Origin of the sequence: Neobacillus mesonae (assembly GCF_001636315.1) — a bacterium.
In the GTDB taxonomy this organism is placed as follows: domain Bacteria; phylum Bacillota; class Bacilli; order Bacillales; family Cytobacillaceae; genus Neobacillus; species Neobacillus mesonae.
This window is the reverse complement of sequence record NZ_KV440949.1, coordinates 2,323,484-2,350,439: the sequence shown is the minus strand read 5'-3', so window position 1 is coordinate 2,350,439 and position 26,956 is coordinate 2,323,484. Positions and strand designations below refer to the sequence as shown.

Genomic DNA, 26,956 nt, shown 5'->3' with positions numbered 1-26,956 from the left:
CCTTTGATAACTATTACTCTTGATAACTAATTTGGACGGTGATTGACAATTAATTACTCACGAAAGTTTTTTCATCAACTACTAATGCTGTATCGCCCGTTTGAAAGAAGGCTAAATATCGAGCTTGGCAAGCATGAGCTGCACCGGGCGCAATGGACAATTATTTACTACCTGGAAAACTTCGGCTCAGCCACATTGGTGGAGCTTTCCAATTACCAGGGTGTCGAGAAACCAACCATCACCAGGACGATTAGTCAATTAGAGAAATTAGGCTATGTCGCGCATGTCCCTGGAGAGGATAAACGCGAAAAACGGATGCAATTGACGGACGCAGGTAAACAATTGTATCAAACCGTTCGTGTGACGGTTGATGAATACGAAGAAGAAATTTTACAGGGGATATCAGAGGAAGAGTTAAAAACGACCATCACTATGATGGAGGAAATACGAAAAAATATTATTCAATAGGAGATGGAGAGAGTGGAGGAAACAAGACCAAAATTGTGGACGAAGGATTTTATCATTATTTCGGCCGCGAACTTTTTCTTATACTTAATCTTTTATTTATTATTGGTGACCATCGCGGTTTACGCCGTCGATCATTACCATGCCAGTGAAGCTCAAGCTGGACTTGCGACGGGGATTTTTATTATCGGAACCTTAATTGGGCGTCTTGTCATCGGCCGCATTATCGAATCTGTCGGTAATAGGAAAACGATGTTATTCGGCCTGATCTTTTTTATTTTGACATCTTTATTATACTTTATTGATTTAGGGGTTAGCTTTTTACTATTTACCCGGTTGGTACATGGTTTAGCTTTAGGGGTGGCAAGTACCGCAACAGGAACCATTGTCGCCCAGATTATTCCGGCTGCACGTAAAGGTGAAGGGATTGGCTACTACAGCATGAGTACCACTTTGGCCACTGCTATCGGGCCCTTCATCGGAATTTACATGAGCCAGCATACAAGCTACACAGCCATTTTTAGCTTCTGCTTAGTATTAGGAATCATCAGCTTCATCATTGCCCTTTTTATGAAAGTGCCGGAAGTGAAAGCAGCTGCCAAAAAAGCGGCGGTCAAGGGAGGATTCAAGCTTTCCAATTATATTGAGCCTAAAGCGCTGCCGATTGCATTAGTCACAATGATTGCCAGCATTGGCTACGCAAGCGTCCTATCTTTTATCAATTTCTTTGCGATTGAAATTCATTTAGTAGATGTGGCAAGCTTTTTCTTTATCGTCTATGCTGTAGCAATCTTAGTATCTCGTCCCATCACAGGACGATTAATGGATGTGAAAGGCGCCAACTCAGTGATGTATCCTACTTTTCTTCTTTTTGCAGCAGGATTATTCTTATTAAGTATAGCCGGGAGCGGCACAATCTTCTTACTTGCCGCAGTCCTGATTGGATTCGGGTTCGGAAATATCCAATCTTGTTCACAGGCCATTGCCGTGAAAGTAACACCGCTTGAGAGGATGGGATTGGCAACATCTACGTACTTTATCGCACTGGACGCCGGACTGGGATTTGGCCCATACGTAATCGGCTATATCATCCCATTAACCGGCTACCGTAACCTATATCTCATCATGGCCATCGTCGCCCTAGCCAGCACGGTTCTCTACTACTTCATGCACGGAAAACGAAAAGAGACCGCGGCAGTCGGAGCAGATGCAATTTAAAGATGTCGTTACAGTGAAGGGTGTCAGGCACCATGTGAAATTTTCACATGGTGCCTGACACCCTTTGTTATTGCTTCGGGTCCTGCGTGAGCCCGTCCTCTTTCTTCAACTCTTTGCCGGTTTTCTCCTGCTCCATTTCCTTGCCAAGCTTTTTGATCTCCTTCAAATCCCGCGCCATGGAGCTATTATCAGAGTACCTTAACTTTTCATATTGTTTATCCATCTGATTTCTCCTCCTTGTCCTTTTAAATACCCTGTTTATAAAAGTTTAAACGGGTTATTGGAAAAAAGTCTCAGAGGGAGTGGAGAAAAGTGATTCCATTCGAGGTCATTGGAAACAAAACTGAGAGGAAAAGAGAGAAAAGTGATTCCAATCAGGGTTATTGGAAACAAAACTCGGAGAAAAAGAGAGAAAAGTGATTCCAATCGGGGTCATTGGAAACAAAACTGAGAGGAAAAAAGAGAAAAGTGATTCCAATCAGGGTTATTGGAAACAAAACTCGGAGAAAAACAGAGAGAAGTGATTCCAATCAGGGTCATTGGAAACAAAACTGAGAGGAAAAAAGAGAAAAGTGATTCCAATCAGGGTTATTGGAAACAAAACTCGGAGAAAACCCACGAAAAGTGATTCCAATCAGGGTCATTGGAAACAAAACTTGGAGAAAAAAAGAGAGAAGTGATTCCAATCAGGGTCATTGGAAACAAAACTGAGAGGAAAAAAGAGAAAAGTGATTCCAATCAGGGTCATTTGAAACAAAACTCGGAGAAAACCCACGAAAAGTGATTCCAATCAGGGTCATTGGAAACAAAACTTGGAGAAAAAAAGAGAGAAGTGATTCCAATCAGGGTCATTGGAAACAAACTCGGAGAAAAAACATGAGAAGTGATTCCAATCAGGGTCATTGGAAACAAAACTTGCAGAAAACCCGCGAGAAGTGATTCCAATGAAAAAGCGCTCGAAGCATAAACGGTGGTCACTGATAAGGGAGCGGGATGCAATCCGCTAGGTCATATGGTCTATTCGGCCGCCTAGCATATTTTGGTATAATTTTAAAAGAAAAAATTTTTTCAAAAAAGAGGTTTAGCATTCGGAATGAGCGGGTATGTAACTAGTAAACTATCAGAGGTGATTATGAAATGGATTTAAAAATAGAGAAACAGAAAAATGATAGGGAAATTGAGGTGAAGCTGGCCGGTGAGATTGATGCCTTTACGGCGCCGAAGCTACGGGAGGAGTTACTGCCCCTGGCGGAAGGGGGAAACAAAACAATCATTGTTAACCTGCAGGATGTGTCCTACTTAGATAGCACCGGGCTCGGCGTGTTTGTTGGTTTGTTTAAACAACTGAAAAATACAGGCGGCGAATTGCAGCTGATCGAACTGTCTGATCGATTGAAGCGTCTGTTTGAGATTACCGGCTTAAGTCACGTGATGAATATTTCTGCAAATTAAGGGTGGAGGACGATGAAGCAAGTGATGGATTATATCGAAATTAAAGTTCCGGCCAAACCGGACTACGTAGGTGTTGTCAGATTAACGTTATCAGGAGTTGCCAGCCGCATGGGGTTTACATACGCAGAAATTGAAGATATGAAAATTGCCGTCAGCGAGGCAACAACGAATTGCGTTCAGCATGCGTACACGAATGATGAGGGCGGCGAAATGATTGTTGGTTTTGCGGTTTACGAGGATAAGCTCGAAATAATGGTTGCGGACAGCGGAAGGAGTTTTGATTTTCTTGAGACGAAAAAAGCCCTCAAGCCTTATACAGAATCAAGCACCGTCGATCAGCTCGCTGAGGGAGGGTTAGGTCTCTTTTTAATCGAAACGCTCATGGATGAGGTCCGTGTGTTGAATAATTCAGGTGTCACGGTCTTCATGATGAAGCAACTAAGTGGGGAGCGTGAAAATCGTGACGAATCCATCTCGAACGGCGAAACGGTCTAAAGAAGAGATCGAGGCGTTGATTCTAAGGTTTCAAGAGGACGAGGATGACGCTGCGCAAACCATCTTAGTTGAGCATTATACAGGACTTGTCGCAAGCCTTGCGCGAAAATATTCAAAGGGCAGAAGCTTTCATGAGGATATTATGCAGGTCGGAATGGTTGGTTTTTTAGCTGCCATCAGGAGATACGAGCCAGGCGCCGGAAAATCATTTGAATCTTATTTAATCCCGACTGTCATTGGCGAAATCAAACGGTTTTTACGGGATAAAACCTGGAGTGTCCATGTGCCAAGAGGGATTAAGGAATTGTGGACGAAAATCAATTCCGTTATGGACGAGCTCACCAACCGCTATCAGCGCTCGCCGAAGGTTCAGGAAATCGCCGAGTATTTGGATGTGTCCGAAGAGGATGTGCTCGAAGCGATGGAAATGGGCAAAAGCTATCAAGCGGCCTCTGTCGATCAGCCAATTGAAACCAGCTCCGAGGGCAGCGCGGTAACGGCTTTGGATATTATCGGGTCGCACGATGACAACTTTGAAAAAGTGGACCGAAAGCTGCTGCTGGAAAGCGCCCTGCCAGTGTTGACGGACAGGGAACGAGAGATACTTCAATGCACTTTTTTAGAAAACAAAAGCCAAAAGGAAACCGGCGAAGCCCTCGGCATCTCACAAATGCACGTCTCCCGCCTGCAAAAAAAAGCGCTCGAAAAACTCAGAAAAGCACTCACGAAATAAAGGTGCCTGACACCGGTTGCGTTCATGGGAGCACAGCGGGTGTTAGGCACCTTTTCGAAAGGAGAAACCAGCGTTGCATACAATGAATATCGTTATTGTGGATGATAATGCCACAAATCTCATGATTATCGAAAAAATTCTGAGGCGGGCCGGTTATCGAAAAATCCTCTTGATGTCCTCTGCTAAGGAATTATATCAGCATCTGCGGATAGATGGAGGTGCGGCAGGGTCTTCGGATTCTCTTGGGGTTGAATCTGTGACGAGACCTGCATCCGATACGGTATCTGGTACTGCTTCGCATGTTGTATCTGGACCGATCGGGGCGCATGCAGCGGAGGTTCAGGTGGATTTGGTTTTGATGGATTTGATGATGCCGGAGATTGATGGGATGGAAGCCTGCCGCACGATTTTAGCGGATCCGCGGTACCACGACCTGCCGATTATATTTGTCACCGCGATGGGCGATTCCTACAAGATGGCCGAGGCGATGGATGCCGGTGCGCTTGATTACGTGTTGAAGCCGATCAATAAAGTCGAGCTGCTAGCGCGGATGCGTTCCGTTTTACGTTTGAAAAAGGAGAAGGACTTGCGGAAGGAGCGGGACCAGCGGATTCAATATGAGCTGGACCTGGCGAAGCAGGTGCAGCGCAGCATGCTGAGCGGGCCGCTTTTGGGAGACAATGTGACCATTTCGGCTGTCTACAAGCCTTCATTTGAACTCGCCGGTGATTTATATGCGTGGTACCGGATTTCCCCGACCCGGTATGGTGTAATTTTGCTGGACGTGATGGGCCACGGGATTTCATCCTCGCTTGTGTGCATGTACATATATTCTGTTTTAAAAGATACGATTATGGGGATGGCCGACCCTGAGGCAGTTATGCAGGAGCTGAACCGGCGGATGAACCAGCTGCAAATGCCAGATAGCTTGATCAATTACTATTTTACGGCGATTTATTTTGTTTTGGACACCGAGGCGCGGACAATAGAGTATGTCAATGCCGGGCATCCGGCGGGGATTGCGATTGTAGATGATGAGTTAAAGCAATTGACTTTTGGTTCCTGTGCGCTGGGCTTTTTTGATGAAATTGAGATTACAAAAGGTGTTATTGAATATCAGGAAGAGGCGCGGATTCTGCTCTACACGGACGGGCTGTCGGAGTGGCTCGAGGACGAGTACGGGGATGGTATGGAGCGGTTGGTTAGCGGCCTTCAGGATTCTGTCGGTGCTGCCGATGATGCAGAGGAGCTGCTCGAGCGGCTGCAGCTAAGTGCGGATCAGCTGAATGCCCCGAAGGACGATATATGTTTGGTGCTAATTTCAGCTGGTTGTTAAAAATAGTGTCGGAAGTTCTGCTGATATGGACTTTTCACAAAAAATGAATTTTCTTTGTTGGGATGAAGGACAAAATTAGTAGACTCTTTTGCAAAATGTCCTTCATCGGCGTGATGGAGACCAAACGAAGTAGGTTTCCCATGCAAAATGTCCTTCATCGGCGTGATGAAGACCAAACGAAGCAGGTTTCGCATGCAAAATGTCCTTCATCGGCGTGATGAAGACCAAACGAAGCAGGCTTCCCATGCAAAATGTCCTTCATCGGCGTGATGAAGACCAAACGAAGCAGGTTTCGCATGCAAAATGTCCTTCATCAGCGTGATGAAGACCAAACGAAGCAGGCTTCCCATGCAAAATGTCCTTCATCGGCGTGATGGAGACCAAACGAAGCAGGTTTCCCATGGAAAATGTCCTTCATCGCTAGGACGAAGGACAAAATTCCAAGGTTCCATGCCAAAACTGTCTTTAAACTACCGAATGACATGCTCTCTCTTAAGAGAAAACGGCCCTTCATTAAAAAAGGCCCGTTTTCATTAATTGATTATCCCAAGTATGCCTGTAGCATCCATTTATGTTTTTCTAACGATGTGCGGATGCTGATGAACATGTCGGCGGTTGGCTGGTCGTCACTGTCCTCGGCCACACTAATTCCATCTGTAAGCTCTTTACATATAGTGTCAAAGTCATCAACCAGCTCTTTAACCATTTCCGAAGCGGAGATTTCTTCGCCGGAGTTGGATGCTTCTTCAACCGAAGCCATTTCCAAATGCTCCTTCAAGGTAGCAGCCGGTTTCTCTCCCACGGCCAGCATCCTTTCGGCAATCGTATCGAGATGTAACGAGGCTTCCTTATATAACTCCTCAAATTTCACATGCAGTGTGAAGAAGTTTTCACCCTTCACGTACCAATGATAATGATGCAGCTTCATATAAAGAACCGAAAAATTGGCGACTTGTTTATTTAGTGTATTGGATACTTTTTCCATTGTTTTTACCATGGTAACTACCTCCAAAAGTGTCGTTACCTATTAGATACCCTGCTGGTGACTCTTTGAAACTAGTTTTTCAAAAAAGGGCTCAAAAGATTTTTGCGGAACTATTTTTCGAAAATCGCAGGGTGCTGCTGATACCGTATGATTATGCGATTTTCTGTCAAACTATCTGGACAATTCCCATCTTAGGTCCTATTTCCCATTGGGTCAGCACCATTAAAACGATATGATAGAAAAAAGGATTTTTTTACAAAAAGGAGGGTAATTTCCATGAGAAAGTTTAATATACATGCAAAAATAATTACAGGCTATTTGACAATCTTGATTTGCTTGGTGCTGTCTCTGTTGATAGTGATGAACCGGATGACGGCCCTGCAGAAGGAGGTCGAATTCGTGTCGCAGCATGACGTCGAAGTCCACGATTTGGCGAACCAGATTCAAAAAAATGTGCTTGATATGGAAACGGGGATGCGGGGATTCGTTCTTACAGGCGATGAGGAATATCTCGAACCGTATAATCAGGCAAACCGCAGCTGGCTCGACAACTACAACAAACTCCATTCCCTGCTGGCGCAAAACGGCAATCAGCAGCGTAATCTGGAGGAGATCAAGCCGCTGATTATCGACTGGGTTGCGAAATATGGGGAAGCGGCGATCCAGTATAAAAAGACTGGCAATACAGAGGAGTTGAACCAGCAATTCAAGAACTACAAAGGAAAGAAAGTGACCGATCAGCTGCGTACGCAATTTGCGTCATTTCTCTCCACTGAAAAGAAACAGACAACCCAGCGCATTGACGAGCTCAAACAGAACACGACCAATTTAATAATTACTTTATATGCAATAATTCTGGTTGTCACGGTGATTACCCTCGCAACTGCGTTTTACCTGTCACGTTCCATCGTCAGTACGATCAGGCAAGTCGTGTCAACGATTAAGAATATTACCACTTCCGATTCCAACGTTGACCTGACAACGCGGATCAACGTGAAGTCTAAGGACGAGACGCGCGAGCTGGCGGAAGCGATGAATGACCTGCTCAGCAACCTTGAAAAACAAAGCTGGATCCAAAAAAGTGTCACCGATATTTCGTTAATTTATCAAGGCATCACCGATATTACCGAATTGTCCGAGTTGTTTTTAAAGAGGCTTGCCCCATTGCTGGACGCGGTTTACGGGGTGGTTTATCTTCGTAAAAATCAATGCGGCGACCCTGTTTACGTAAAAGAGGCCGGCTATGCCCTGGCAAACGATGACTGTTCGGCTCAAAGCTTCCGCCTTGGAGAAGGAATCGTTGGACAAGTGGCCGTCGATAAACGGATTTTTCTAATCGACCAGCTGCCGGAGGAGCATTTCAAAATGACCACAGGCTTAGGGGCATCTTCACCAAGAAGTTTATTAGTGGCGCCTATATTATATGAAGGAAGAGTCGAAGCGGTCGTCGAATTTGCGGCGCTTCAACCGTTCCAATCGCAGCATCTAACATTGCTCGATCTGCTGCAGGACAAGTTCGGTTCGGCAATTACCAGTGTCTTAGGACGGATGGAGGTGGAGCGTCTGCTTACAGAATCGCAGGTCATGACAGAAGAGCTCCAGGCGCAATCCGAGGAACTCCAGGCACAGTCGGAAGAATTGCAAATGCAGCAGGAGCAGCTGCAAACGACCAACGAATTTTTAGCAGAGCAGAAGCGATACGCCGAACAGCGGGCGTTCGAACTGAAGAGAGCGAAGGACGAGCTCGAGGACTATTCGCGCAAGCTGCAGCAAAGTTCGCAGTATAAAACGGATTTTCTGGCGAACATGTCGCATGAGCTGCGGACGCCGCTAAACAGCATCATTATTTTGTCACAGATGCTGATGGAAAGCGACGACGACATGGAGCTCGAGGAAGTACGCGATTCCGCACGCGTCGTTCATACGGCAGGGGGCGATTTGCTCCGATTAATTGACGACATCCTCGACCTTTCCAAAATTGAAGCGGGGAAAATTGAAATATTAACTGATGAAGTCAACGTGACAGAACTGCCGCAAATGATGAAAGCGATGTTCGATCCTGTGGCGGCGAAAAAGAATTTGCGGTTTGATGTGGTAACTGATGTAGGTGTCCCGCCTGTTATTTCAACAGACGGCCAACGACTGCAGCAAATTTTAAAAAATCTTTTATCCAATGCCTTCAAGTTTACGGAAAAAGGTTCGGTTACAGTGCAAATTGAACAGGCAGATCCGGAAATTCTAGGGACGGACAAACCGGTACTGGCAATTTCCGTTATTGATACTGGAATTGGAATCCCGCTTGATAAGCAGCAAATTATTTTTAATGCCTTCCAGCAAGTTGACGGCACGACAAACAGGCAATATGGCGGCACTGGGCTTGGATTGTCGATTTGCCGCGAGTTTACACATTTGCTTGGCGGGGCTCTTTCGCTAGAAAGCGAACCGGGCAAGGGCAGCAACTTTACACTTTATATCCCGAGCATGGCGGATGTTGTGGTCGAGCAGCCTAAAATGCTGGCTCTGGAGGAAGCGGCGGCAAGTGTCAGCTATGAGCCGGTAGAAGAGGAAGAAGTGGCGCTGTTGGAAAGTGAAGATTCAGATGGGCTGATTTTTAAAGGGAAAAAAATATTGCTCGTTGAAGATGATGGCCGCAATGTTTTTGCACTTGTAACGGCGCTTGAGAGAAAGGGAATCGTCGTTGAGGTTGCGGAAAACGGCAAGGAGGCTATCGACATTCTGAGAGAGGGTTCCGATTTTGACCTTGTGTTCATGGACATCATGATGCCAATTATGGGCGGATATGAGGCCATGGAGATTATCCGTGGGGAACTTGGCTTGCATCAGCTGCCGATCATCGCGCTGACCGCGAAGGCGATGAAAGGAGAGCGCGACAAGTGTATGGAAGCGGGGGCCTCGGATTACATCATGAAGCCGCTCGATATTAACCAAATGTTCTCGTTAATGCGAGTATGGCTGACGGAGCAGGTGGCGCAGTAATGATGGAACAATTTTTACTGCATGATACATCGGAGTCCACGCCGCTTAGCGAGCTCGAGCAAATTGAAATTAATTTGCTGCTCGAGGGCCTCTATCAAAAGTATGGCTACGATTTCCGCCACTACGTCCGGGCATCCTTGGGCCGGCGGATCATTCACCGCATGAGGGCGGAGCGGCTGCCGACGATTACGGCATTATTGGAAAAAATTCTACACGACCCGGCGTATCTCGAACGGTTGTTAAATGACCTCTCCATCCGAATGACGGAAATGTACCGCGACCCGAGCTTTTTCGCAGCATTTCGAAGCGAGGTCGTACCGCTCTTGCGCGACCTGCCGGAAATCCGCATCTGGCATGCCGGCTGTGCAACCGGCGAGGAGGTTTATTCGATGGCCATTCTGATAAAGGAGGAAGGCTTGGCGAATAAAACAAAAATCTACGCGACTGATATGAATGAAAAAGCGCTCTTATCTGCGCAAAAGGGCGCTTTTCCGTTGAGAAAAATGCAGCAGTATACGAAGAATTATTTAAAAGCGGGCGGAAAAAATTCATTTTCTGAGTATTACACTACCGACCATCAGTACGCTTATTTTTATCCAATCATGAAGGACAACCTCACCTTCGCCCAGCACAACCTGGTGACGGACAGCTCGTTTAATGAGTTCCATGTGATACTATGCAGAAATGTGATGATTTATTTTGACAGAGAGCTGCAGCAGAAGGTCCACCGGTTGATTTACAACAGCCTGGCTGACGGCGGTTTCGTCGGTCTCGGCAGCAAAGAGTCGATTCTGTTTAAGCCGAAAGGGCTGGACTACGTGGAATTTAATCCGAATGAGCGGATTTATCAGAAAGGGAAATAGGGGTTAGGTTTTTGAAGGCTTCGGTCCAATTGGTGACCGGGGCTTTTTTTAGATCCTTTATTGAGCTCGAACCGACCGTCTATTAGCCTTGGAATGCAGGAACGGCGTAACTGTCGCACGAGTGTAAGAAATAGTGAGCAGCTATTTGTAACTAAAGACGTCTTAAGGAATTCTTAAGGTTCTCCCAATAAAATGTGAATCAGTTGTTGAGTTGGGAGGACGTAAAATGAAAAAGAATTATACAAAAATTGTGTTGGATTTAATGTTGGCGATCACGTTTGTGCTCTTGATGAATCCGAGGTTGTTAAACGGGCTTCCGTTTCATGAAATTGCCGGTCTGGTCATAGGAGTCGCGATTCTCGTTCACATTGGTTTGAACTATCGCTGGGTGGTTAACACAACGAGAAAGATATTTGACCACAAGCTTCCTGGAAAAACAAGATTCGGCTTTTTGTTAAATGTACTGCTATTGATTTCGATGGCTGCTGTTATTATTAGTGGCATCTTAATTTCACGGGTTGTTTTACCAAGCTTCGCCGTTCAGCAGAGTCATTCGATCCGCGGCATCCACGGCTTTGCTGCCGATGTAACGCTCGCGTTAGTCGGTCTGCATATCGGGGTTCACTGGCAATGGGTCATGAGTGTTTGTAAAAAAGCATTCAAATCGAAGGAGGGAAAACTGCGAAAGGGTGTCACGGCATCCGTCGTCTTGTCACTGGCGATTTTAGCAGGTGGCATGCAATGGTTTTCCTCCACGGCAGCTACAAACATCGGTGATTTCCCGCCGAAGCAATTTCAGCAAGGCGGGCCGTCTATAAATGGTGGTCAGCCTAGTGGTCAAACGGCTTCAAATAATGGTGGGGACACTGATTTGAATAATGGTGACCAATCGAATGCATTTAATAGTGGCCCATCGGATTCATATAATGATAGGAATACGAATGCATTTAGTAGTGGTAAGGCGGATACCTTTATTGATGGCAATGCAAATTCATTTAGGGGTGCGCGGGACGGGGATTTCCGGGAAGGGAAATTTCATGGAAGAGAAGGACACGGCGGCAGCAGTAACCCGTTTCTCGTGGTACTGAACTATTTTGCGATGTGGGCCGCGATCATCATTTCGACTTATTTTTTGGATAAACGAATCTTCAGGAAAAAGCGAAACGCAAAGGCCGCTTTAACTTGATAGGAAAATAAAAAATGGCTCAGTGTCGTATGTCGACTGAGCCATTTTTGTGCTTTATGCATGTCTTACGCTTTTCAGGATGAGGCTGAGAATAAATACGAGGACGATGGCGCCGATCAGTGCCGGAATAATGTAGAATCCGCCAATCACTGGTCCCCAGCCGCCAAGAATCAGCGATCCGAGCCAAGCCCCGATAAATCCTGCGATAATGTTCCCAATGATACCGCCTGGAACATCACGTCCTAGAATAAGCCCGGCCAGCCAGCCGATAATCCCTCCAATAATTAATGACCAAATAAATCCCATGATATTTCTCTCCTTTCAAGTTTCGGTGTCGTATTGTATGAAATACCCGGATTTTTGAAAAATAAACCGGTAAATTGGTTGTTTTGATTTTTCTAGTTGTTGCCCGAACTGAAGCTGTTTCGGTTATTTCGGTAAAGTAGAGGCAATCTAGTTGCGCGAATTGAAACGGTTTCGGCCCGTCTACGTGCCCTAAATAAAGAAATTTCAACCGCTTCGGTCACATATACCGCCACTTTAAGACACTCATTAAGTAATCATCTTCCCATTAACATTATTTACCTGTCTTCCAGACTTCGCTTTCGGGTCGCGCAGCAGCTGCTCGCAGGCCTTTAATTCATTAGTAAGTTTTTTAAAGCCGGCCTGGTCGCGTTTTTCTAGACTTTTGTCAATTTGCCTTTTTAGTAAGCTGATGCGTGCAATGATTTCTGCCTGCCGTTCCCGTTCTAATTCAAGATGCTTTTTCCAGCCGGGCGGCCACTCAGCGCGGTAATCGCTCAGCTTGTTGAGACGTGCCCCGCATTTACACAATGTTTCATTAACATGTAACACATAGAATTGATCGTTCCCACATTTTCTGCAAACTAGTTTTTTCATATTTGCACCTCCGTTATCGTCTATATACCCGCGGATCGAACCCTTGTAACCTGCAAAATAACTGCGAATAACAACACGGCGTCCCAGTTTCGAGCGAATCTACTTAACTTTAAAAAAAGAGGTTTTAATTTTTCAAAAAGCGGTTATATATCCGGTAAATGCGAAGGAGGAATGCACAATGAATACAGTAAGAGTAGTAGAAAATGGCTTGGAAGCTAAAAAGGTGATTGAGCAGTTCAACCTGCAGGGATTCACGAAGGATGACATTTATTTGTTGGCGCACGACGAAACCCGTACCGAAGATCTGACGGATTCATTGGATATTCAGGACGTGGGCGTCAAAGAAGAGGGATTTCTCGATTCCGTTGCTAACGTTTTTCGAACTCGCGGCGACGAACTCCGCTCCAAAATGGAGTCATTAGGATTGTCCCATGCGGAAGCTGAGCGTTTCGAAGAAGAACTTGACCAAGGGCGAGTAGTCGTGATTGCATCAACGCAGCCATAATTGGGCGGGGGCAATCTAGCCCCTGCTTATCTAAAAGGAGAGGAGAATGGATATGAAGTATTCAAATCTAAGTTTTGAAAAGTTAGTAGGCGATCACAAACGGGCGAGACATAGGAGAAGAGGAAAGCAGACGCTGGAGCAGGCATTTGAAGAGCCAATCATCCACCGCGAAATTCAAGGCGACCGGGTCTATGTGCCGCTAAATCTGAATAAGGTGTGGAATGAGGTATATTGATGGAGCGAAAATTAACTGCCTAAACACCGTTTAAAGTGTGGGAAACGGTGTTTAGGCAGTTAATACGTTACGGTTGGTGTCAGGCACCATGTAAAATTTTCACATGGTGCCTGACACCAAGGAGGACCCCTATTTTTAAAATCTTCCAAAAATTAACCAATTAAGGAAACTTTCAGGACTTTTGTACGTCTATGTGTTAGAATGGATTAGGATAAAAAGGGGGTTGCGGGATGGTTAGTGATTTTGGTCAGATGGCGCTTGTTAGTATAATGTCGCATTTGGTGTTTATTGCGGTTGCGTGGTGGGCGCTGCAGGCGATTAACCTGGAGAAACTGCTCCGGCCGAACCGAGTGTTTCAGGCGCGTTTGCTGTATATAGTATTGGCCATTTTCATTGGATCATCTGTTAGCAATTTCTTCCTTGATTATCTGCAATGGTCCAGACAGCTTCCGTTAATTTTTCAATAAACGTGTTAAATCGGGGGCAAATACCAAACTCAGACGTTAAATCGGAGGCAAATGCCGAAATTGGTAAAAATTTAGGTCTTTATATGTGTTTCCAAAACACAACAAATTGAGTACAATCATCTTTGTGTGGAAAAAGTGCACCGTGAAACCAAAAGTGCATGTCCACCGTCTAATTAAAAGTGAATCGAGTATTTTACAGTCGACAACGTGTTGCGGCTCTTTTTACATACGAAAAAGGGTTCGATTTGTCACGAGAAATTGGTCAGACGTATTACATCTATGATGGCAGGAACTAGCTGTTGTCAAAAAGTGACGATAATTCCCAAGTATGCTCTCTTTCTCCTTGGAAACAATGGTATTAAGGGGGAGAAGAGAGATGAAGAGAAATCGTACATTTTTTTTATGCCTGATAACAGTGATTTTCCTGGTTGTGATTGGGAACCAGCAGATAGAGGCAGTCGGGGGTCTGGATTTGTTTCAAGGGGAAAAAGTAAGCGCCGAAGGAGAGACGTTTTTAGAAAAAGCCGGGGCGTTGATTTTTTCAGGTGAAAAAGCTGACAGCAGCAAAAATGGGCTTTTTCCAGCGGAAAAGGTTCGCAGCAAGGATGGAGCTATTTACGAGAACAAGGCTCCGGGCGTAGGCGGAACGCTTTTTCCAGCAGAAGACGTTCAGGACTTGGCAAAGATCGGCGCTGTTTTAGAAGCCGAAGATATTTTGCTACAGGATTGGTCGTTTTATGCACGTGAACATTTAACAGGCTTCAGCAGTGAAAAAGAAGTGCAGGAATACGCGAATAGGCTTCAACGAAAGTTTCCCGATTGGGAGTGGTCTGTGAAGGAGAGCGACCAGTCATGGGAACTAACAGCTGTATCTCCAACATCTGAACACCACAAGGAAATGCTTCAAATTATGGCAACCCACACAAAACAACCTATTGATGCGTATATAGTATATCGTGTGAGCGGAAAAGTATGGAACAAGTCGTCACAGGCCTTTTTCACCACCGATGAATTTAAAAATAAGCTATCTGGCATATTTCGGGGAAAACCGACAGTTTTTTCTTGTATGAAAGGCGTAGTCAGTGATAAGATTGATACGGCTTTAAGTAAAACAGTTCACAAACTAGTAACGAATTTTAATGCAAATGAAATTGAGTCCCTGAAAGAGGAGAAGTTCATGTCGGTAACGGCCGCATCGCCTATGTTCAGCCATTCGATTGAAGGGATGAATTTACAAATTGGTGCGCGTTCCGAAGGATTGGGCTTAGGGACAACCATTATCGTAGGAACACCTATTATTACGATTGAATATTAATATAGAGAAAATGGACGCGGAGGGGAATACTCTTGGAAAAGATCATCGTCCGCGGCGGACAAAGGCTTTATGGAACGGTAAAAGTTGAAGGCGCAAAAAACGCCGTCCTGCCTGTTATCGCTGCAACATTATTAGCAAGTGACGGAAAAAGTGTAATACGTGATGTACCTACACTCTCCGATGTATACACAATAAATGAAGTTTTACGCAATCTAAATGCAGAAGTTAGTTTTAACAATAATACTATCGTTGTTGATGCATCCAGAGTGTTGAAAGAGGAAGCGCCGTTCGAATATGTTCGAAAAATGCGCGCGTCTGTACTAGTGATGGGATCGCTGTTAGCGCGGAATGGTCGTGCCCGTGTTGCATTGCCAGGCGGCTGTGCGATTGGATCCCGGCCAATTGACCAGCATCTAAAAGGCTTTGAAGCCATGGGTGCCAAAGTGAAAGTCGGAAATGGCTTTATCGAGGCGGAGGTAGATGGCCGCTTGCGTGGAGCGAAGATTTATTTGGACTTCCCAAGTGTTGGAGCAACGGAAAACATCATGATGGCGGCAACCCTTGCAAAGGGTACAACGATCATCGAAAACGTCGCAAAAGAACCAGAGATCGTAGACTTAGCGAACTTCTTGAATAAAATGGGCGCTCGTGTGAAAGGTGCCGGAACCGGTACGCTTCGCATTGAGGGCGTTGATGTGTTATTTGGTGCGGACCACAACATTATTCCAGACCGAATTGAAGCAGGTACCTTCATGGTGGCGGCTGCGATTACCGGCGGAAATGTGCTGGTTCAAGGCGCTGTACCGGAACACCTATCTTCTTTGATTGCGAAAATGGAGGAAATGGGTGTGACGATTATCGAGGAAACAGATGGCGTTCGTGTGATCGGTCCTGACCAATTGAAGTCGGTCGATATCAAAACAATGCCGCATCCGGGCTTCCCAACCGATATGCAGTCGCAAATGATGGCCTTATTGCTTCGCGCAGAGGGCACATCGATGATTACGGAAACTGTCTTTGAAAATCGTTTCATGCATGTGGAAGAATTCCGCCGTATGAATGCAGATATTAAAATTGAAGGCCGCTCAGTTATCCTAAATGGTCCTTCTAATTTACAAGGTGCAGAGGTTTCAGCAACCGACCTTCGGGCAGCAGCTGCCTTGATTCTTACCGGACTTGTTGCTGATGGTGTAACACGTGTAACGGAACTCAAACACCTAGACCGTGGATACGTCAACTTCCACGAAAAACTAGCCGCTTTAGGTGCAGATATCGAACGCGTGAAAGAAGCAGAAGAAAACGTCGTCGAATTCCAGAAATATGTCACCGATCTAAATGCATAACATATTATGAAAAAATAGAACAACCAAAGCAACAGGGCCCGGGAATGCGGGTCCTGTTTTTTATGGTTTTGAGAGGGGCTAGCTCCCTTTGAAAGGGAGAGTTTGGTTTGAAGGTTATCCCTTTGGAAAGGGAATTTTGGTTCAGGGAGCAATAATAGGTGCTCATGAGAACGGAAAGTCCTTTGAAAGTGTTACTACTGTCTTCATAAAAGGTTCATAAGGACAGACTGGTGCAGAAAAGTGTTGAAATTGTTCTCATAAAGGGTTCATGAGAACAGAAAAGGGTCAAGCAGGGCCAAGCGAGTTCTCATGGAAGGTTCATGAGGACAGACTGGTGAAGGAAAGTGCTGCAATTGTTCTCATAAAGGGTTCGTGAGGACAGAAAGGGATCAAGCGGGGTCTGGCCAGTTCTCATAGAAGGTTCATGAGAACAGACTGGTGAAGGAAAGTGCTGCAATTGTTCTCATAAAGGGTTCATGAGAACAGAAAAGGGTCAAGCAGGGCATGTCAAGTTCTTATGGAAGAATTATGAGAAAAGAAACTGGTCAGGAAGAGTCGCTTCAGTTCTCATAATCAAAATAACTGTCCACACCAGGTGGAATTGTGTCTTTTTATGGTGCCTGACACCACTGACATTACAAATGACACTACTGAAACCAATCACAAAAAGTTGTAATAAATGCTTGTCCGCTTCCATATGTATTAATGAGACGCATCCGGGGAGGTCCGGTTGTGAATTTGCATTCTGGAGGCACAATCATGGAAAAATTCAAACCACTCATCGTACTCGCATCAATTCTTTTTGCCTTGACTTTAATCATTCCGGCCGTGCTGGTGCTGCCGTTTTCCGATGGGAAGGCGAGCGGGAAATTAGGGGAGGAGCTCGCCAGGGGCAAGGCACCCGCCAGTAAAACAGTCACTTCCACCACAAAGGACCCCGCTGTTGAAGTGGCCGTTTTTCGCTCAGCGAAGTCAACAATTGAAAAAGTCGATCTAGAAAACTACCTTGTGGGTGTGGTGGCGGCGGAAATGCCGGCTGATTTTAACGAAGAGGCTCTCAAGGCCCAGGCACTGGCGGCGCGAACCTATATTGTCAATCGCTTGACCAGCAAGGATAAGCTAGGTGTGCCTAAAGGTGCGATGGTCACCGACACTCAGATCCATCAAGTGTACAAAAATGATGCCGAGCAGCGACGGGATTGGGGCAAGGACTATGCCTGGAAAAAGAAAAAGGTGTTAACAGCGGTCCGTGAGACGAGCGGCCAAATCTTAACCTATAAGAATAAGCCGATTGATGCGTTGTTTTTTTCCACGAGCAACGGCTACACGGAAAACTCCGAGGATTACTGGGATGGGGAGATTCCATATCTGAGAAGCGTCTCAAGCCCATGGGACAAAGGGACGGAGAAATACATTCATAAGATGCAAATCCCGGTCAGCCAGTTTGAGGCCCGGCTTGGTGTGAGGGTCGGTTCTGGGGGCACGATTGGAAAAATTATCGCCCGGACGGAAGGCAAACGCGTGGCCAAGGTTGATTTTAACGGAAAAATTTTAACTGGTAAAAGCATCCGCGAAAAATTGGATTTGCGCTCGACGGACTTTTCTTGGGAACGGAAGGGCAGCAGCATTGTGATTACGACCAAGGGCTTCGGCCACGGTGTCGGCATGAGCCAATACGGCGCCAACGGGATGGCTGCCGAGGGCAAGAGCTACAAGGACATCGTGCTGCACTACTACAAAGGGGTCAAAATCACTTCAGCCGAAAACATGCTCGCGACCGTTACAGCGCGGAAATAATAGATTAGTTATCTAAGCCAGGCGGCGCGCCTGGCTTTTTAAATTTTGGCGATTGGTTGAAAATCGCTAATAAACGGTCTGAATTCGCTAATAGAGATCCTAAAATCGCTAATAGGCGTTAGAAAATCGCTAATAGGGTGCTTGAAATCGCTAATAGGCAGTAGTAAATCGCTAAAAGGTGCTTAATTAAATTCGCTATAGGCGTTACGAAATCGCTAATAAACTGCCTGACTCCGCTAATAGAGCGCTTAAAATCGCTGATAAACCAGCTTCTATAATTTTTACGTGATGGCATCAAAACTCGCCTAGGCCCGCGAGCGGTCCAATCCCCTGCAATCGGCCCGCTTCAATCCCGGCATCACTGCCCAAGTGATTTCACCCGGCCAAGCCCTTTCCCTAGCCGCGCAAATTTCCCGCTGAACAGCGCGCCGCGAATGAAATAATAACTGACTGTGATTCCCGTGAAGTCTTTTACCAAATCAAATAATGACGCCGAGCGGTACGGGTAGAACGATTGGTGGATTTCGTCGCTGATGCCGTAAAGGCCGGCGAATAAGGCACACGCCAGGTTCAATCCTGTCGTGAAGGAACGCTGCCTCGTTAAAAACGCCAGCACGAGGAGCACGTACAAAATCGCGAATTCGATTAAATGCAGCGATTCCTTGATGGTGTGGTCGAGCGCGGAGTCCGGCAGCTCGACGAAATGGTCGGACGGCAGGCTGGACTGAATCCAGACCGCGGCCATATATAGGAAAGGCAAAACCCGAAGTCCCCATTTTAAAATGTTTTTCATTAAAAAGTTCCTCCTGACCGGAATTATTTTTTCAAAAAGCATGCATAAAAACCTCTGCGCTGACAAAAAATAAAAATTTTTTCAGACTAGTGTATATAATTCTACTGATCTGTTCAGAATGATTGCTGAGGTGATGAAAATGAGAGAGGAAAACAATCGATCTTCTCAAGGTTCAAAAATGAAACGCTTCTTTAAAAAGCGTTGGGTGTTTCCAGCCATTTATATCTCAAGTGCAGCAATCATTTTAACAGGAGTTCTTTGGTATCAATCAGCCGGGAATAACACAGACAAGTATGATTACAAGTCTAGTGATTTGACGGGCAAAAAGAACCCGCCTGCGGTAGAAGTTAACAAGTCATTGGAAAACTTCAAAATGCCAGTGGCAAACACTGAGTCCGCTGTGATTAAAACCAAATTCTATGATTTTAAGGGAAAAACAGAGGATCAGGAAGCGGCACTCGTATTTTACAACAATACGTACCAGCCGAACACTGGTGTTGACATCACAATGCCGGATGGCAAAACCTTTGATGTCACTGCTTCTTTAAGCGGTACTGTCCTTCGTGTGGATGATCAAGATGCTGTTCTTGGAAATGTGATTGAAATCGAGCACGCCAATGGTATTGTAACACAATATCAATCTGTGAAAGAGATTAAAGTGAAGGCTGGCGACGAAGTGAAGCAAGGCGATGTTCTTGCGAAGGCTGGACAAAGCTTGTTCAATGAAAAAGCGGGCACGCACGTTCACTTTGAAATCCGCAAAGATGGTGTAGCGGTGAACCCTACGAATTTCATTGATAAGCCAATCAGTGCGTTAATGGAACTAAAGACGTCTGATGAGAAAAAGTCAATGGAAACGCCAAAGACAAATGTAGAGAAGAAAAAAACGGAAGATCCGGCCAAGTCATTGGAAAACGACAAGTCTGTTGACGATGAGAAGTCCGTTGATGACGAGAAATCTGTTGATGACGAAAAGTCCATTGATGATGACAAGTCACCCGATGGTAATGAATCCACAGACGAAAGCGAATCTTCAAAGACAACAGATAGCACAAATTCATAATAGAACTTGGGGTCAGGGTATAACCAAAAACCAGTAGGTCCACTAGGCCCACGAAGGCCACCAAGGCACTATAAATAAAGTAAATAACGTAACAAAGGGGAAGGGGAAAAAATCTTTCCTCTTTTTTTTTGCGCTTTTTAGGGCTTGGCGATTGAGATTTGGGAAATAAAATAGGAAATGGTGCCTGACACCAACTGTGGACACGATTCCACCCACCACGGACAGTTTGTGAAGTTTTCACATGGTGCCTGACACCGACTTGTGACACATGCTTGGGAAATATAATGGGAAATGGTGCCTGACACTAACTGTCAATGTCCTTTGTGTTAAAATGGGAATATCCAAGGTTTTTGAGGGGGTTATGCGATGAAGAAGTTTGTTGGGGTGCTGCTGGCGGTGATTCTGGTTGTAGTGTTTGCGGGCTGCAGTAAGGAGCCGCAGCCGCAGGATCGGTTTGCGGAGTACATAGATTTATGGAATAAGCAGAAGTTTGATAAGATGTATGATTATCTTTCCAATAGTGCAAAAAAGAAAATCTCAAAAGAGGATTTTACAAGCCGTTATGAGAAAATTTACGATGATTTAGAGATTTCCGATCTCAAGATTCACTTCAAGAAGCCAAAAGATGACAAACAGGGCGATAACGACAAAGCCCAATATTCTTTTACCGTTGATATGAATAGCGTCGGAGGACCTATATCATTTACCTACAAAGCTAATCTCAAGAAGGAAGAAAAGAACGATAAGAAAAACTGGTATGTCGATTGGAATACAGGATTTATTTTTCCACAGCTAAAAGAAGGCGACAAGATCAGCCTGAATACGGTCACGCCGAAACGCGGGGAAATCCTTGACCGCTTTGGCAACAGCTTAGCGGCAAACGGTCAGGTATACGAAGTCGGTGTCGTCGCCGGGAAACTGGACAACTCAGTTCTCGAGCCGCTGTCGAAGCTGTTAAAAATGTCCCCTGACCAGATCAACAAAGCGGTCGGCGCAAGCTGGGTGCAGGAAGGGATGTTTGTCCCGCTGAAAAAGGTCTCCATGGATGACAAGGAGCGCGTGGCCCAGCTGGTAGCTCTCGAGCCGGTGCAGACCCGCAAAGTTGAAGCCCGCGTCTATCCGTACGGACAAGCGGCGGCGCAGCTGGTTGGCTACGTCGGTCCGATTACCGCGGAAAGGCTGGAAAAACTAAAGGACAAGGGCTACACGGCGAACGATGTGGTAGGTGTCCGCGGCCTTGAGCAGGTGTTTGATGAACAGCTGAAGGGCACAACCGGTGTCAAAATCTCCATTAAAAAAGCGGATGGCAGCGAGGAAGTGCTGGCCGAAAAACCGGTTGAGGACGGGAAGGACATCAAGCTGACCATCGATGCCGATTTGCAGGTTGCTATTTTTGACGAAATGGGCAAGGAAGCCGGGACCGCCTCAGCGATGAACCCGATGACCGGCGAGACGCTGGCACTCGTGTCGAGTCCGTCATTTGATCCAAATCAGGCCATGTTAGGGTTTTCGACCGACGAATGGAAGAAGCTCCAGGATGATAAGAAAAAGCCGTTGTTGACGCGCTTCAGCCAAGTGTTTGCGCCAGGCTCGGTGATGAAGCCGATCACCGCGGCAATCGGCCTTGAGAGCGGCGCGATTAAACCAGACGAAGGTGTGAACATAGAAGGGAAACAGTGGCAAAAAGACAAGTCATGGGGCGGCTACTACGTCACCCGCGTTCACGTCGGCAGCCCGATCAACCTAGAAAAATCACTCGTCTACTCGGATAATATTTATTATGCCCAAGCCGCTTTAAAAATAGGTAAAGATGGTTTTACAGCTGGCTTGAAAAAATTCGGCTTTGAAAGCGAGCTGGATTATGCTTACCCTCTGGAGACGTCTAAAATTGGCGGACTTGGCAGCGAGATTGCGCTAGCTGATTCCGGCTACGGCCAAGGGCAGATTCAGATGAGTATCGTGCATTTGCTGGCTTCCTATACGCCATTTGTTAACAGTGGCAATATGATAAAGCCGATTTTATTGGCGGATGACAAGCAAGGCCAGGTCATGCAGGAAGGCGTTGTTTCCAGGGATCACGCTGCATTAATTTCAGCCGATTTGCGGAAGGTTGTCGGTGATGTGCACGGGACCGCCCATGCCGCGGAAATGAAGGATTACTCTCTTGCTGGAAAAACCGGAACCGCGGAAATCAAGCAGAAGCAGGGTGAAACCGGCACAGAGCTTGGCTGGTTTGTTGGCTACAATTATAAAAAACCGGACTTAATGATCGGGATGATGATTGAGGACGTCCAAAAGCGCGGCGGCTCTTCGATTCCGGTGAAAAAAGTGAAGAACATTTATACAAAATGGAAATAGGATTTTTGAAAAATGACACCTGCTTATTTGGCGGGTGTTGTTTTTTTGTGGTTGGTGGGATCTTGGAGGTTGGGTCGTTTCGGGTCTATTGTGGTAAGCGGAGATGGTTTTATGTACCTGTTGGGGAAGAAAAAGAGTGGTTTGGTCTTGTAGAGGGTTTCTACGTGACTTTGGAGCAAGGAAAAAGAGTGGTTTGGTCTTGTAGAGGGTTTCAACGTGCCTTTTGGGCAAGGAAAAAAGGGAGGTAAGGTCACGTAGAGGAGTTCTACGTGACTTTGGAGCAGGGAAAAAGGGAAATTCGGTCACGTAGAGAAGTTCTACGTGACTTTAGAGCAGGAAAAAAGGAAAGTACGGTCACGTAGAGGGTTTCTACGTGACTTTAGAGCAGAAAAAAAGGGAGGTAAGGTCACGTAGAGGGTTTCTACGTGACTTTAGAGCAGAAAAAAAGGGAGGTAAGGTCGTGTATAGGGTTTCTACGTGACTTTAGAGCAGAAAAAAAGGGAGGTACGGTCGCGTATAGGGTTTCTACGTGACTTTAGAGCAGGGAAAAAAGGAAGTACGGTCACGTAGAAGGTTACTACGTGACTTTGACTCAGTAAAAAAGGGAAGTGCGGTCACGTAGAGGCCCATAAAAAGGATCTTCCTACGAAACGGCCCCTTGGACATTTAACCGGATTGCCGTCCTCCTAATCCAATAAGCTAACCTCCAATTATCATTCCCCATCAGGTTCCCACAAATACTTTTTCAAATCAATCACCCCATGAAGCCCTACCAGTACGCCTTCCGCTTCAAGCGACATCCATTGCTCGTTGTAGGACTCATCGTCTTGGATGGCGATAGCTCCTTTGGCATTCACAACCCGGTGCCATGGAAGCTTATAAGCACGGCTCATCGAATGAAGAATACGCACAACCTGGCGCGCCGCACGCGGACTTCCCGCCAGCTTAGCGATCTGCCCATAAGTCATCACCCTTCCAGCAGGAATACTCCGAATAATACCAATAACTTTCTCAGTAAAAGGCGTCACAATACAACTTCATTTCCTTTCTAAACAACGTACAAACATTATATAACAATTGTGAAAAATTCACATGGTGCCTGACACCCTTTGTGGACACGATTCCACCCACCGTGGACAGTATGTGAAGTTTTCACATGGCCATCTGACACCAATTTCGATTGTTAAAAAGTGCTAGCAACATTTTTGGTGTTGAGGGGGAAGATAAAATTGTAAAAAACCACTTGAAAGGAGCTTTTCCTATGAAGAGAAAGTTGTTATTGATGCTTGCTGGTTCTGTGCTTTCCGGAGTTTTGTTAGTGGGCTGTAATAATGATAATAACAGACAGAATCCGCCGCCTCCGGCTGTTAATGACCGCAACAATGATTTGGTACCGGGCAATAACAGAAACGATCTAACACCGGGTAATGACAATAATGATCTTACGCCAAATGATCAAAACGACGTTATAAACGGTAACGATCACTATCCGACTTCTGAGGACAAAAATACAGACACCGACAAGGACCCGATGAAAGACAGAAACACTAAGCAGGAAGACATCATCGAGGATGATATCGACCGCAACGATCGGGACAACAAAGACGAATAAGAATAAAACACCGGGGACGGTTCTTGCGCTTCATGGAATGAAGCAAGAGAACCGTCCCCATGTATCATGCCCTGCTTACATCCCCTGAAGAAGGAAGATAGCCGCGATAAAAAGAAATATAAGAAAAATATAAAGAAGTCCTACAACGACTAGAATGATCCAGCCTAATACTTTGCGGCCTGTCTGGATTAAATAAATCCCTAGAGCAATTGGCCCAAAGAAAAGCCCTAAGATGGCCCAAAGCCATGAGCGTTTATTATGCTTCGGTGCATCAATTGCTAAATAAATCGCAATTACGACAGAAATAACTAAACCAAGTCCACCTTTCATCAAAATCCCTCCCTTCTTGGCAAAAATTGACTATTTTATTATCTCCAAAACGACAAAAAAAAATCAACAAAAAATGGCGAAAAAACACGGGGACGGTTCTTGCGCTTCATAGAATGAAGCAAAAGAACCGTCCCCGTGCACCACTTGTGCATTCATAAATTAATTTTTGACTTTGAGCTTTGGTTTGCTTTTCATTTTTTCTTTGAATTCGTCGAGCAGGGCTTGACCCTCTAGGCCTTTTTGGAGCAGGTTGTCGAGCAGCAGCTCGGAGTAGTCGCTTTTATTGCGGCGAAGATGACCCTCTAATAGGATACTGATGTGATGTTCGAATTTGAGCAGAGAGCAAATCTTTGTTTGAAAATAAGCAGGGGCATTTTCTGGTTTCGTAATCTTGGCTTCGACAATAATTTCGCGCTTTTCGCTATGAATTTTGTTGAAAAAATCGTACATATTTAAATCGGTGTAGGCCTCAAGCAGCCAGGTGTAATGTTCGTCCTCCTTGTTGAGCACAAGCCCGTCGACCAATGGAACTTCAATTGACTGATCATCCTCTATAACATCCAACGAGAACAATTTAAATGTTTTCATCGACGCCCTCCAATCTGTTTTTCCTAATTATAACATATGTCACTTAAAAGCGAATGTCGAAAAATCTTTTGGTCATATGGGAAAAACCCTCATTCGCGGATCAATTTCCGCAAAATTTTACAAAAGCCCCTTTGATAGGCCCTTTTTCGTGACAATTCGACTGTTGATACGGCCATTATCTCAGTTTTACAAGCCTCCAGCAGCAGGACTATGATGAGAGTATCAAACGGAAAAGGAGTTGAAATTTTGATAAATCAAGTGACGCTTGTTGGCAGATTAACGAAGGATCCGGAACTGAAATCGACACCGGACGGAACATCGGTGACACAAATCACATTAGCTGTAAATCGCAATTTTCGCAACCATAATGGCGAGATCGACACGGATTTTGTCCAGTGCACCTTGTGGCGGAAGGCGGCGGAGAACACTTGCCACTATTGTCGAAAAGGAGCGCTCATTGGGATCACGGGCAGGCTGCATACCCGCCATTACGACAACCGGGAAGGAAAAAGGACTTATGTCACAGAGGTCATTGCCGAAACGGTGCGTTTCCTGAGTACACCCAAACCGCGTGCAGCTGCGTCGGAATCCAAGGGCAGTTCCGCTCATCAATACAACCGTGCGGCGGAATCTATTGCCGGTTCAGCGGAAGGGAATACTGGTTATGCGGGTGGGAATGCCGGTTCAGCTGTACGGCATGAGGATTCCCGCAGTGCAAGTGCAGTTTCATCGCCTGCTGATCCTCGTGATACAGGTGTGGCTATCTCAAATGGCGGCGGTCTTGACCAATCAGCTGTGGCAAGGTCTCCCAGCGACGCTAATCGGCACATGAATGACACGACTGTTTTTCCAGGTGACCAGCATATACCAGCGGAACCGCAGTCAAGTGTAACAGTGACCGAATGGCATGCCGCTGCTGCCGATCAGCAGAAGGAGGAGAGGGAGCTTGCATTTTAACGAAAAGGAATCCGACAACCTGGAGCAGCTGCTGGAGAGCTTAATTAAAATGGTTGGAAAAGCCAATAAAAATGTCGACAGCCTGCAAAAGCGCGTCAGCCAGCTGGAATGGATTGTCAGGGAGCATCAAATTGAGCTCAGGGAACGAGGCCCGGTCAAAATTTACGGAGCACGTCCGCACAAACGGCATGAAAAGGTCCTGCATCATTCGTGAACGCGAGCTCTGATTCCTATCTAACCTGTCTTCTATTGAAAAAGAAAATCAACTCCGTCCCCGCAAGATTCCCCAAACTTACCGTTCCGGCAGCGTTTTGCCGGGATTTTTTTTTGAGCAGCAAGGGCCAGCCGACTGCTTTTATAAATCTTTGTGGAGAAATAATTCAATCCATGTTTAAAAATCCGCTGGCTGGATATACTTGTACTAAAACCCCCCTGTTTTTTTAAAAAGAAGCCGCTGAACTCATGTCAGCGGCTTCTTCGTGTTTAAATGGCTTTTTGAAGGGTTACATTTTTTCCTTATGTATATTATTCAACTTAATAAAATTCACAATGGCATGGGAGAAAAAGGCTTTGCGTTTCGGTGCCATTAGATGCAGTTCGATCAGAGCCTTTTTCAGGTCTGCTTGATCTTCAAGCAGCTGGTGAATCATCACAAGGTCGGGATCCACGGGACCTTCCTTCATCATAAAACCGCTGGGATTAGGGGCAGGCTCTTCAAAGCCTCTGTTAGTTTTAAAAAAATCTTTATCTACTTTATACACTTCTGCAAATTTTTGCAGCGTTTCATCATTCGGAATAATTCTACCTGTTTCATATCGGCTAATCGTTGAGCGATCCATGTTAATAATTTTTGAAAGAGTCTCCTGGGACCAGTTTTGTTTGTCGCGAAGCATGCGCAATTTTTTCGCTATTGACATCATTTACACCGCCATTTCAACTTTCCTGTCCTTAACTTAACGGGAA

The 26,956-nt window shown here is 45.6% G+C and carries 29 protein-coding genes; 20 read left to right on the top strand and 9 right to left on the bottom strand.

Features of this window, described 5'->3' with window-relative positions:
• Positions 1-84: 84 nt before the first annotated feature.
• Complete coding sequence (locus A6749_RS11085) at positions 85-468, top strand: MarR family winged helix-turn-helix transcriptional regulator (RefSeq protein WP_084798067.1); 384 nt, start codon at positions 85-87, stop codon at positions 466-468.
• Positions 469-480: 12 nt separating this feature from the next.
• On the top strand, positions 481-1,683 hold the full coding sequence (locus A6749_RS11080; protein WP_066389411.1) for an MFS transporter: 1,203 nt from the start codon (positions 481-483) through the stop codon (positions 1,681-1,683).
• A gap of 67 nt (positions 1,684-1,750) precedes the next feature.
• Here A6749_RS11080 and A6749_RS28615 read toward each other — a convergent pair whose 3' ends face one another.
• Positions 1,751-1,906 (bottom strand): hypothetical protein, encoded by a 156-nt coding sequence (locus tag A6749_RS28615; RefSeq protein ID WP_164745731.1) that lies wholly within the window; start codon positions 1,904-1,906, stop codon positions 1,751-1,753.
• A gap of 914 nt (positions 1,907-2,820) precedes the next feature.
• Between A6749_RS28615 and A6749_RS11075 the strand changes: the two genes are divergently transcribed.
• From A6749_RS11075 to A6749_RS11060, 4 genes are all read left to right on the top strand, one after another.
• The gene (locus tag A6749_RS11075) at positions 2,821-3,135 is read left to right on the top strand and encodes an anti-sigma factor antagonist (protein WP_066389410.1); all 315 of its coding nucleotides are present in this window, start codon (positions 2,821-2,823) and stop codon (positions 3,133-3,135) included.
• Between the two features lie 12 nt (positions 3,136-3,147).
• Positions 3,148-3,630, top strand: coding sequence for an anti-sigma B factor RsbW (rsbW, locus tag A6749_RS11070; RefSeq protein ID WP_066389409.1), 483 nt, complete (start codon positions 3,148-3,150; stop codon positions 3,628-3,630).
• Positions 3,596-4,363, top strand: coding sequence for an RNA polymerase sigma factor SigB (sigB, locus tag A6749_RS11065; RefSeq protein WP_066389407.1), 768 nt, complete (start codon positions 3,596-3,598; stop codon positions 4,361-4,363). The genes rsbW and sigB overlap by 35 nt, the downstream gene beginning before the upstream one ends.
• Before the next feature lie 82 nt (positions 4,364-4,445).
• The gene (locus A6749_RS11060) at positions 4,446-5,699 is read left to right on the top strand and encodes a fused response regulator/phosphatase (protein ID WP_084798066.1); all 1,254 of its coding nucleotides are present in this window, start codon (positions 4,446-4,448) and stop codon (positions 5,697-5,699) included.
• A 541-nt stretch (positions 5,700-6,240) separates the two neighbouring features.
• Here the strand turns inward: A6749_RS11060 and A6749_RS11045 are convergent.
• Positions 6,241-6,696: a Dps family protein gene (locus A6749_RS11045; RefSeq protein ID WP_066389401.1), complete on the bottom strand. Its 456-nt coding sequence runs from the start codon at positions 6,694-6,696 to the stop codon at positions 6,241-6,243.
• Between the two features lie 264 nt (positions 6,697-6,960).
• On the opposite strand from A6749_RS11045, the gene A6749_RS11040 reads away from it, so the two are divergent.
• The 3 genes from A6749_RS11040 (at position 6,961) to A6749_RS28905 (ending at position 11,730) form a co-directional block, all read left to right on the top strand.
• Positions 6,961-9,681, top strand: coding sequence for a CHASE3 domain-containing protein (locus A6749_RS11040; protein ID WP_066389397.1), 2,721 nt, complete (start codon positions 6,961-6,963; stop codon positions 9,679-9,681).
• Between the two features lie 2 nt (positions 9,682-9,683).
• Positions 9,684-10,544: a CheR family methyltransferase gene (locus A6749_RS11035; RefSeq protein WP_066400927.1), complete on the top strand. Its 861-nt coding sequence runs from the start codon at positions 9,684-9,686 to the stop codon at positions 10,542-10,544.
• A gap of 226 nt (positions 10,545-10,770) precedes the next feature.
• On the top strand, positions 10,771-11,730 hold the full coding sequence (locus A6749_RS28905; RefSeq protein ID WP_236719654.1) for a DUF4405 domain-containing protein: 960 nt from the start codon (positions 10,771-10,773) through the stop codon (positions 11,728-11,730).
• Positions 11,731-11,784: 54 nt separating this feature from the next.
• On the opposite strand, the gene A6749_RS11025 is transcribed toward A6749_RS28905, so the two are convergent.
• Both A6749_RS11025 and A6749_RS11020 read right to left on the bottom strand, forming a co-directional pair.
• Positions 11,785-12,036, bottom strand: coding sequence for a GlsB/YeaQ/YmgE family stress response membrane protein (locus A6749_RS11025; RefSeq protein ID WP_066389395.1), 252 nt, complete (start codon positions 12,034-12,036; stop codon positions 11,785-11,787).
• Between the two features lie 246 nt (positions 12,037-12,282).
• The gene (locus A6749_RS11020) at positions 12,283-12,630 is read right to left on the bottom strand and encodes an IDEAL domain-containing protein (RefSeq protein WP_066389393.1); all 348 of its coding nucleotides are present in this window, start codon (positions 12,628-12,630) and stop codon (positions 12,283-12,285) included.
• A gap of 178 nt (positions 12,631-12,808) precedes the next feature.
• Here A6749_RS11020 and A6749_RS11015 point away from each other — a divergent pair, with 178 nt between their 5' ends.
• From A6749_RS11015 to spoIID, 6 genes are all read left to right on the top strand, one after another.
• Positions 12,809-13,135, top strand: coding sequence for a YflT domain-containing protein (locus A6749_RS11015; protein ID WP_066389392.1), 327 nt, complete (start codon positions 12,809-12,811; stop codon positions 13,133-13,135).
• Positions 13,136-13,187: 52 nt separating this feature from the next.
• Positions 13,188-13,370, top strand: coding sequence for a hypothetical protein (locus A6749_RS11010; RefSeq protein WP_084798065.1), 183 nt, complete (start codon positions 13,188-13,190; stop codon positions 13,368-13,370).
• 230 nt (positions 13,371-13,600) lie between these two features.
• The gene (locus A6749_RS11005; protein ID WP_066389390.1) at positions 13,601-13,837 is read left to right on the top strand and encodes a DUF1146 family protein; all 237 of its coding nucleotides are present in this window, start codon (positions 13,601-13,603) and stop codon (positions 13,835-13,837) included.
• 376 nt (positions 13,838-14,213) lie between these two features.
• Complete coding sequence (locus A6749_RS11000) at positions 14,214-15,152, top strand: YwmB family TATA-box binding protein (RefSeq protein ID WP_066389389.1); 939 nt, start codon at positions 14,214-14,216, stop codon at positions 15,150-15,152.
• Positions 15,153-15,184: 32 nt separating this feature from the next.
• A complete protein-coding gene (gene murA, locus A6749_RS10995) occupies positions 15,185-16,495 on the top strand; it encodes a UDP-N-acetylglucosamine 1-carboxyvinyltransferase (RefSeq protein WP_066389387.1) in 1,311 nt (436 codons plus the stop codon).
• A gap of 759 nt (positions 16,496-17,254) precedes the next feature.
• Positions 17,255-18,292 (top strand): stage II sporulation protein D, encoded by a 1,038-nt coding sequence (spoIID, locus tag A6749_RS10990; RefSeq protein ID WP_066389385.1) that lies wholly within the window; start codon positions 17,255-17,257, stop codon positions 18,290-18,292.
• Positions 18,293-18,650: 358 nt separating this feature from the next.
• On the opposite strand, the gene A6749_RS10985 is transcribed toward spoIID, so the two are convergent.
• On the bottom strand, positions 18,651-19,085 hold the full coding sequence (locus A6749_RS10985) for a VanZ family protein (protein WP_066389383.1): 435 nt from the start codon (positions 19,083-19,085) through the stop codon (positions 18,651-18,653).
• Between the two features lie 139 nt (positions 19,086-19,224).
• Between A6749_RS10985 and A6749_RS10980 the strand changes: the two genes are divergently transcribed.
• Together A6749_RS10980 and A6749_RS10975 are read left to right on the top strand one after the other, a co-directional pair.
• Positions 19,225-20,148 carry a M23 family metallopeptidase gene (locus tag A6749_RS10980; RefSeq protein WP_066389378.1) on the top strand — a complete coding sequence of 308 codons (924 nt, stop codon included), beginning with the start codon at positions 19,225-19,227 and terminating at the stop codon, positions 20,146-20,148.
• A 366-nt stretch (positions 20,149-20,514) separates the two neighbouring features.
• Positions 20,515-22,506, top strand: a complete 1,992-nt coding sequence (locus A6749_RS10975) for a penicillin-binding transpeptidase domain-containing protein (protein WP_066389377.1) — start codon at positions 20,515-20,517, stop codon at positions 22,504-22,506.
• 713 nt (positions 22,507-23,219) lie between these two features.
• Here A6749_RS10975 and A6749_RS10965 read toward each other — a convergent pair.
• Positions 23,220-23,534: an MGMT family protein gene (locus A6749_RS10965; RefSeq protein WP_066389371.1), complete on the bottom strand. Its 315-nt coding sequence runs from the start codon at positions 23,532-23,534 to the stop codon at positions 23,220-23,222.
• Between the two features lie 233 nt (positions 23,535-23,767).
• On the opposite strand from A6749_RS10965, the gene A6749_RS10960 reads away from it, so the two are divergent.
• Positions 23,768-24,118 (top strand): hypothetical protein, encoded by a 351-nt coding sequence (locus A6749_RS10960; RefSeq protein WP_066389366.1) that lies wholly within the window; start codon positions 23,768-23,770, stop codon positions 24,116-24,118.
• 75 nt (positions 24,119-24,193) lie between these two features.
• Here A6749_RS10960 and A6749_RS10955 read toward each other — a convergent pair whose 3' ends face one another.
• On the bottom strand, positions 24,194-24,448 hold the full coding sequence (locus A6749_RS10955; protein ID WP_127489332.1) for a hypothetical protein: 255 nt from the start codon (positions 24,446-24,448) through the stop codon (positions 24,194-24,196).
• Between the two features lie 159 nt (positions 24,449-24,607).
• Positions 24,608-25,036 (bottom strand): YwpF family protein, encoded by a 429-nt coding sequence (locus A6749_RS10950; protein WP_066389361.1) that lies wholly within the window; start codon positions 25,034-25,036, stop codon positions 24,608-24,610.
• 246 nt (positions 25,037-25,282) lie between these two features.
• Between A6749_RS10950 and A6749_RS28900 the strand changes: the two genes are divergently transcribed.
• Both A6749_RS28900 and A6749_RS10940 read left to right on the top strand, forming a co-directional pair.
• Entirely contained in the window at positions 25,283-25,993 is a 711-nt protein-coding gene (locus A6749_RS28900) for a single-stranded DNA-binding protein (RefSeq protein ID WP_236719787.1), read from the top strand.
• The gene (locus A6749_RS10940) at positions 25,983-26,207 is read left to right on the top strand and encodes a hypothetical protein (protein ID WP_066389357.1); all 225 of its coding nucleotides are present in this window, start codon (positions 25,983-25,985) and stop codon (positions 26,205-26,207) included. Before A6749_RS28900 ends, A6749_RS10940 begins: the two co-directional genes overlap by 11 nt.
• 289 nt (positions 26,208-26,496) lie before the next feature.
• On the opposite strand, the gene A6749_RS10935 is transcribed toward A6749_RS10940, so the two are convergent.
• The gene (locus A6749_RS10935; protein WP_066389356.1) at positions 26,497-26,910 is read right to left on the bottom strand and encodes a helix-turn-helix domain-containing protein; all 414 of its coding nucleotides are present in this window, start codon (positions 26,908-26,910) and stop codon (positions 26,497-26,499) included.
• Positions 26,911-26,956: the final 46 nt, after the last annotated feature.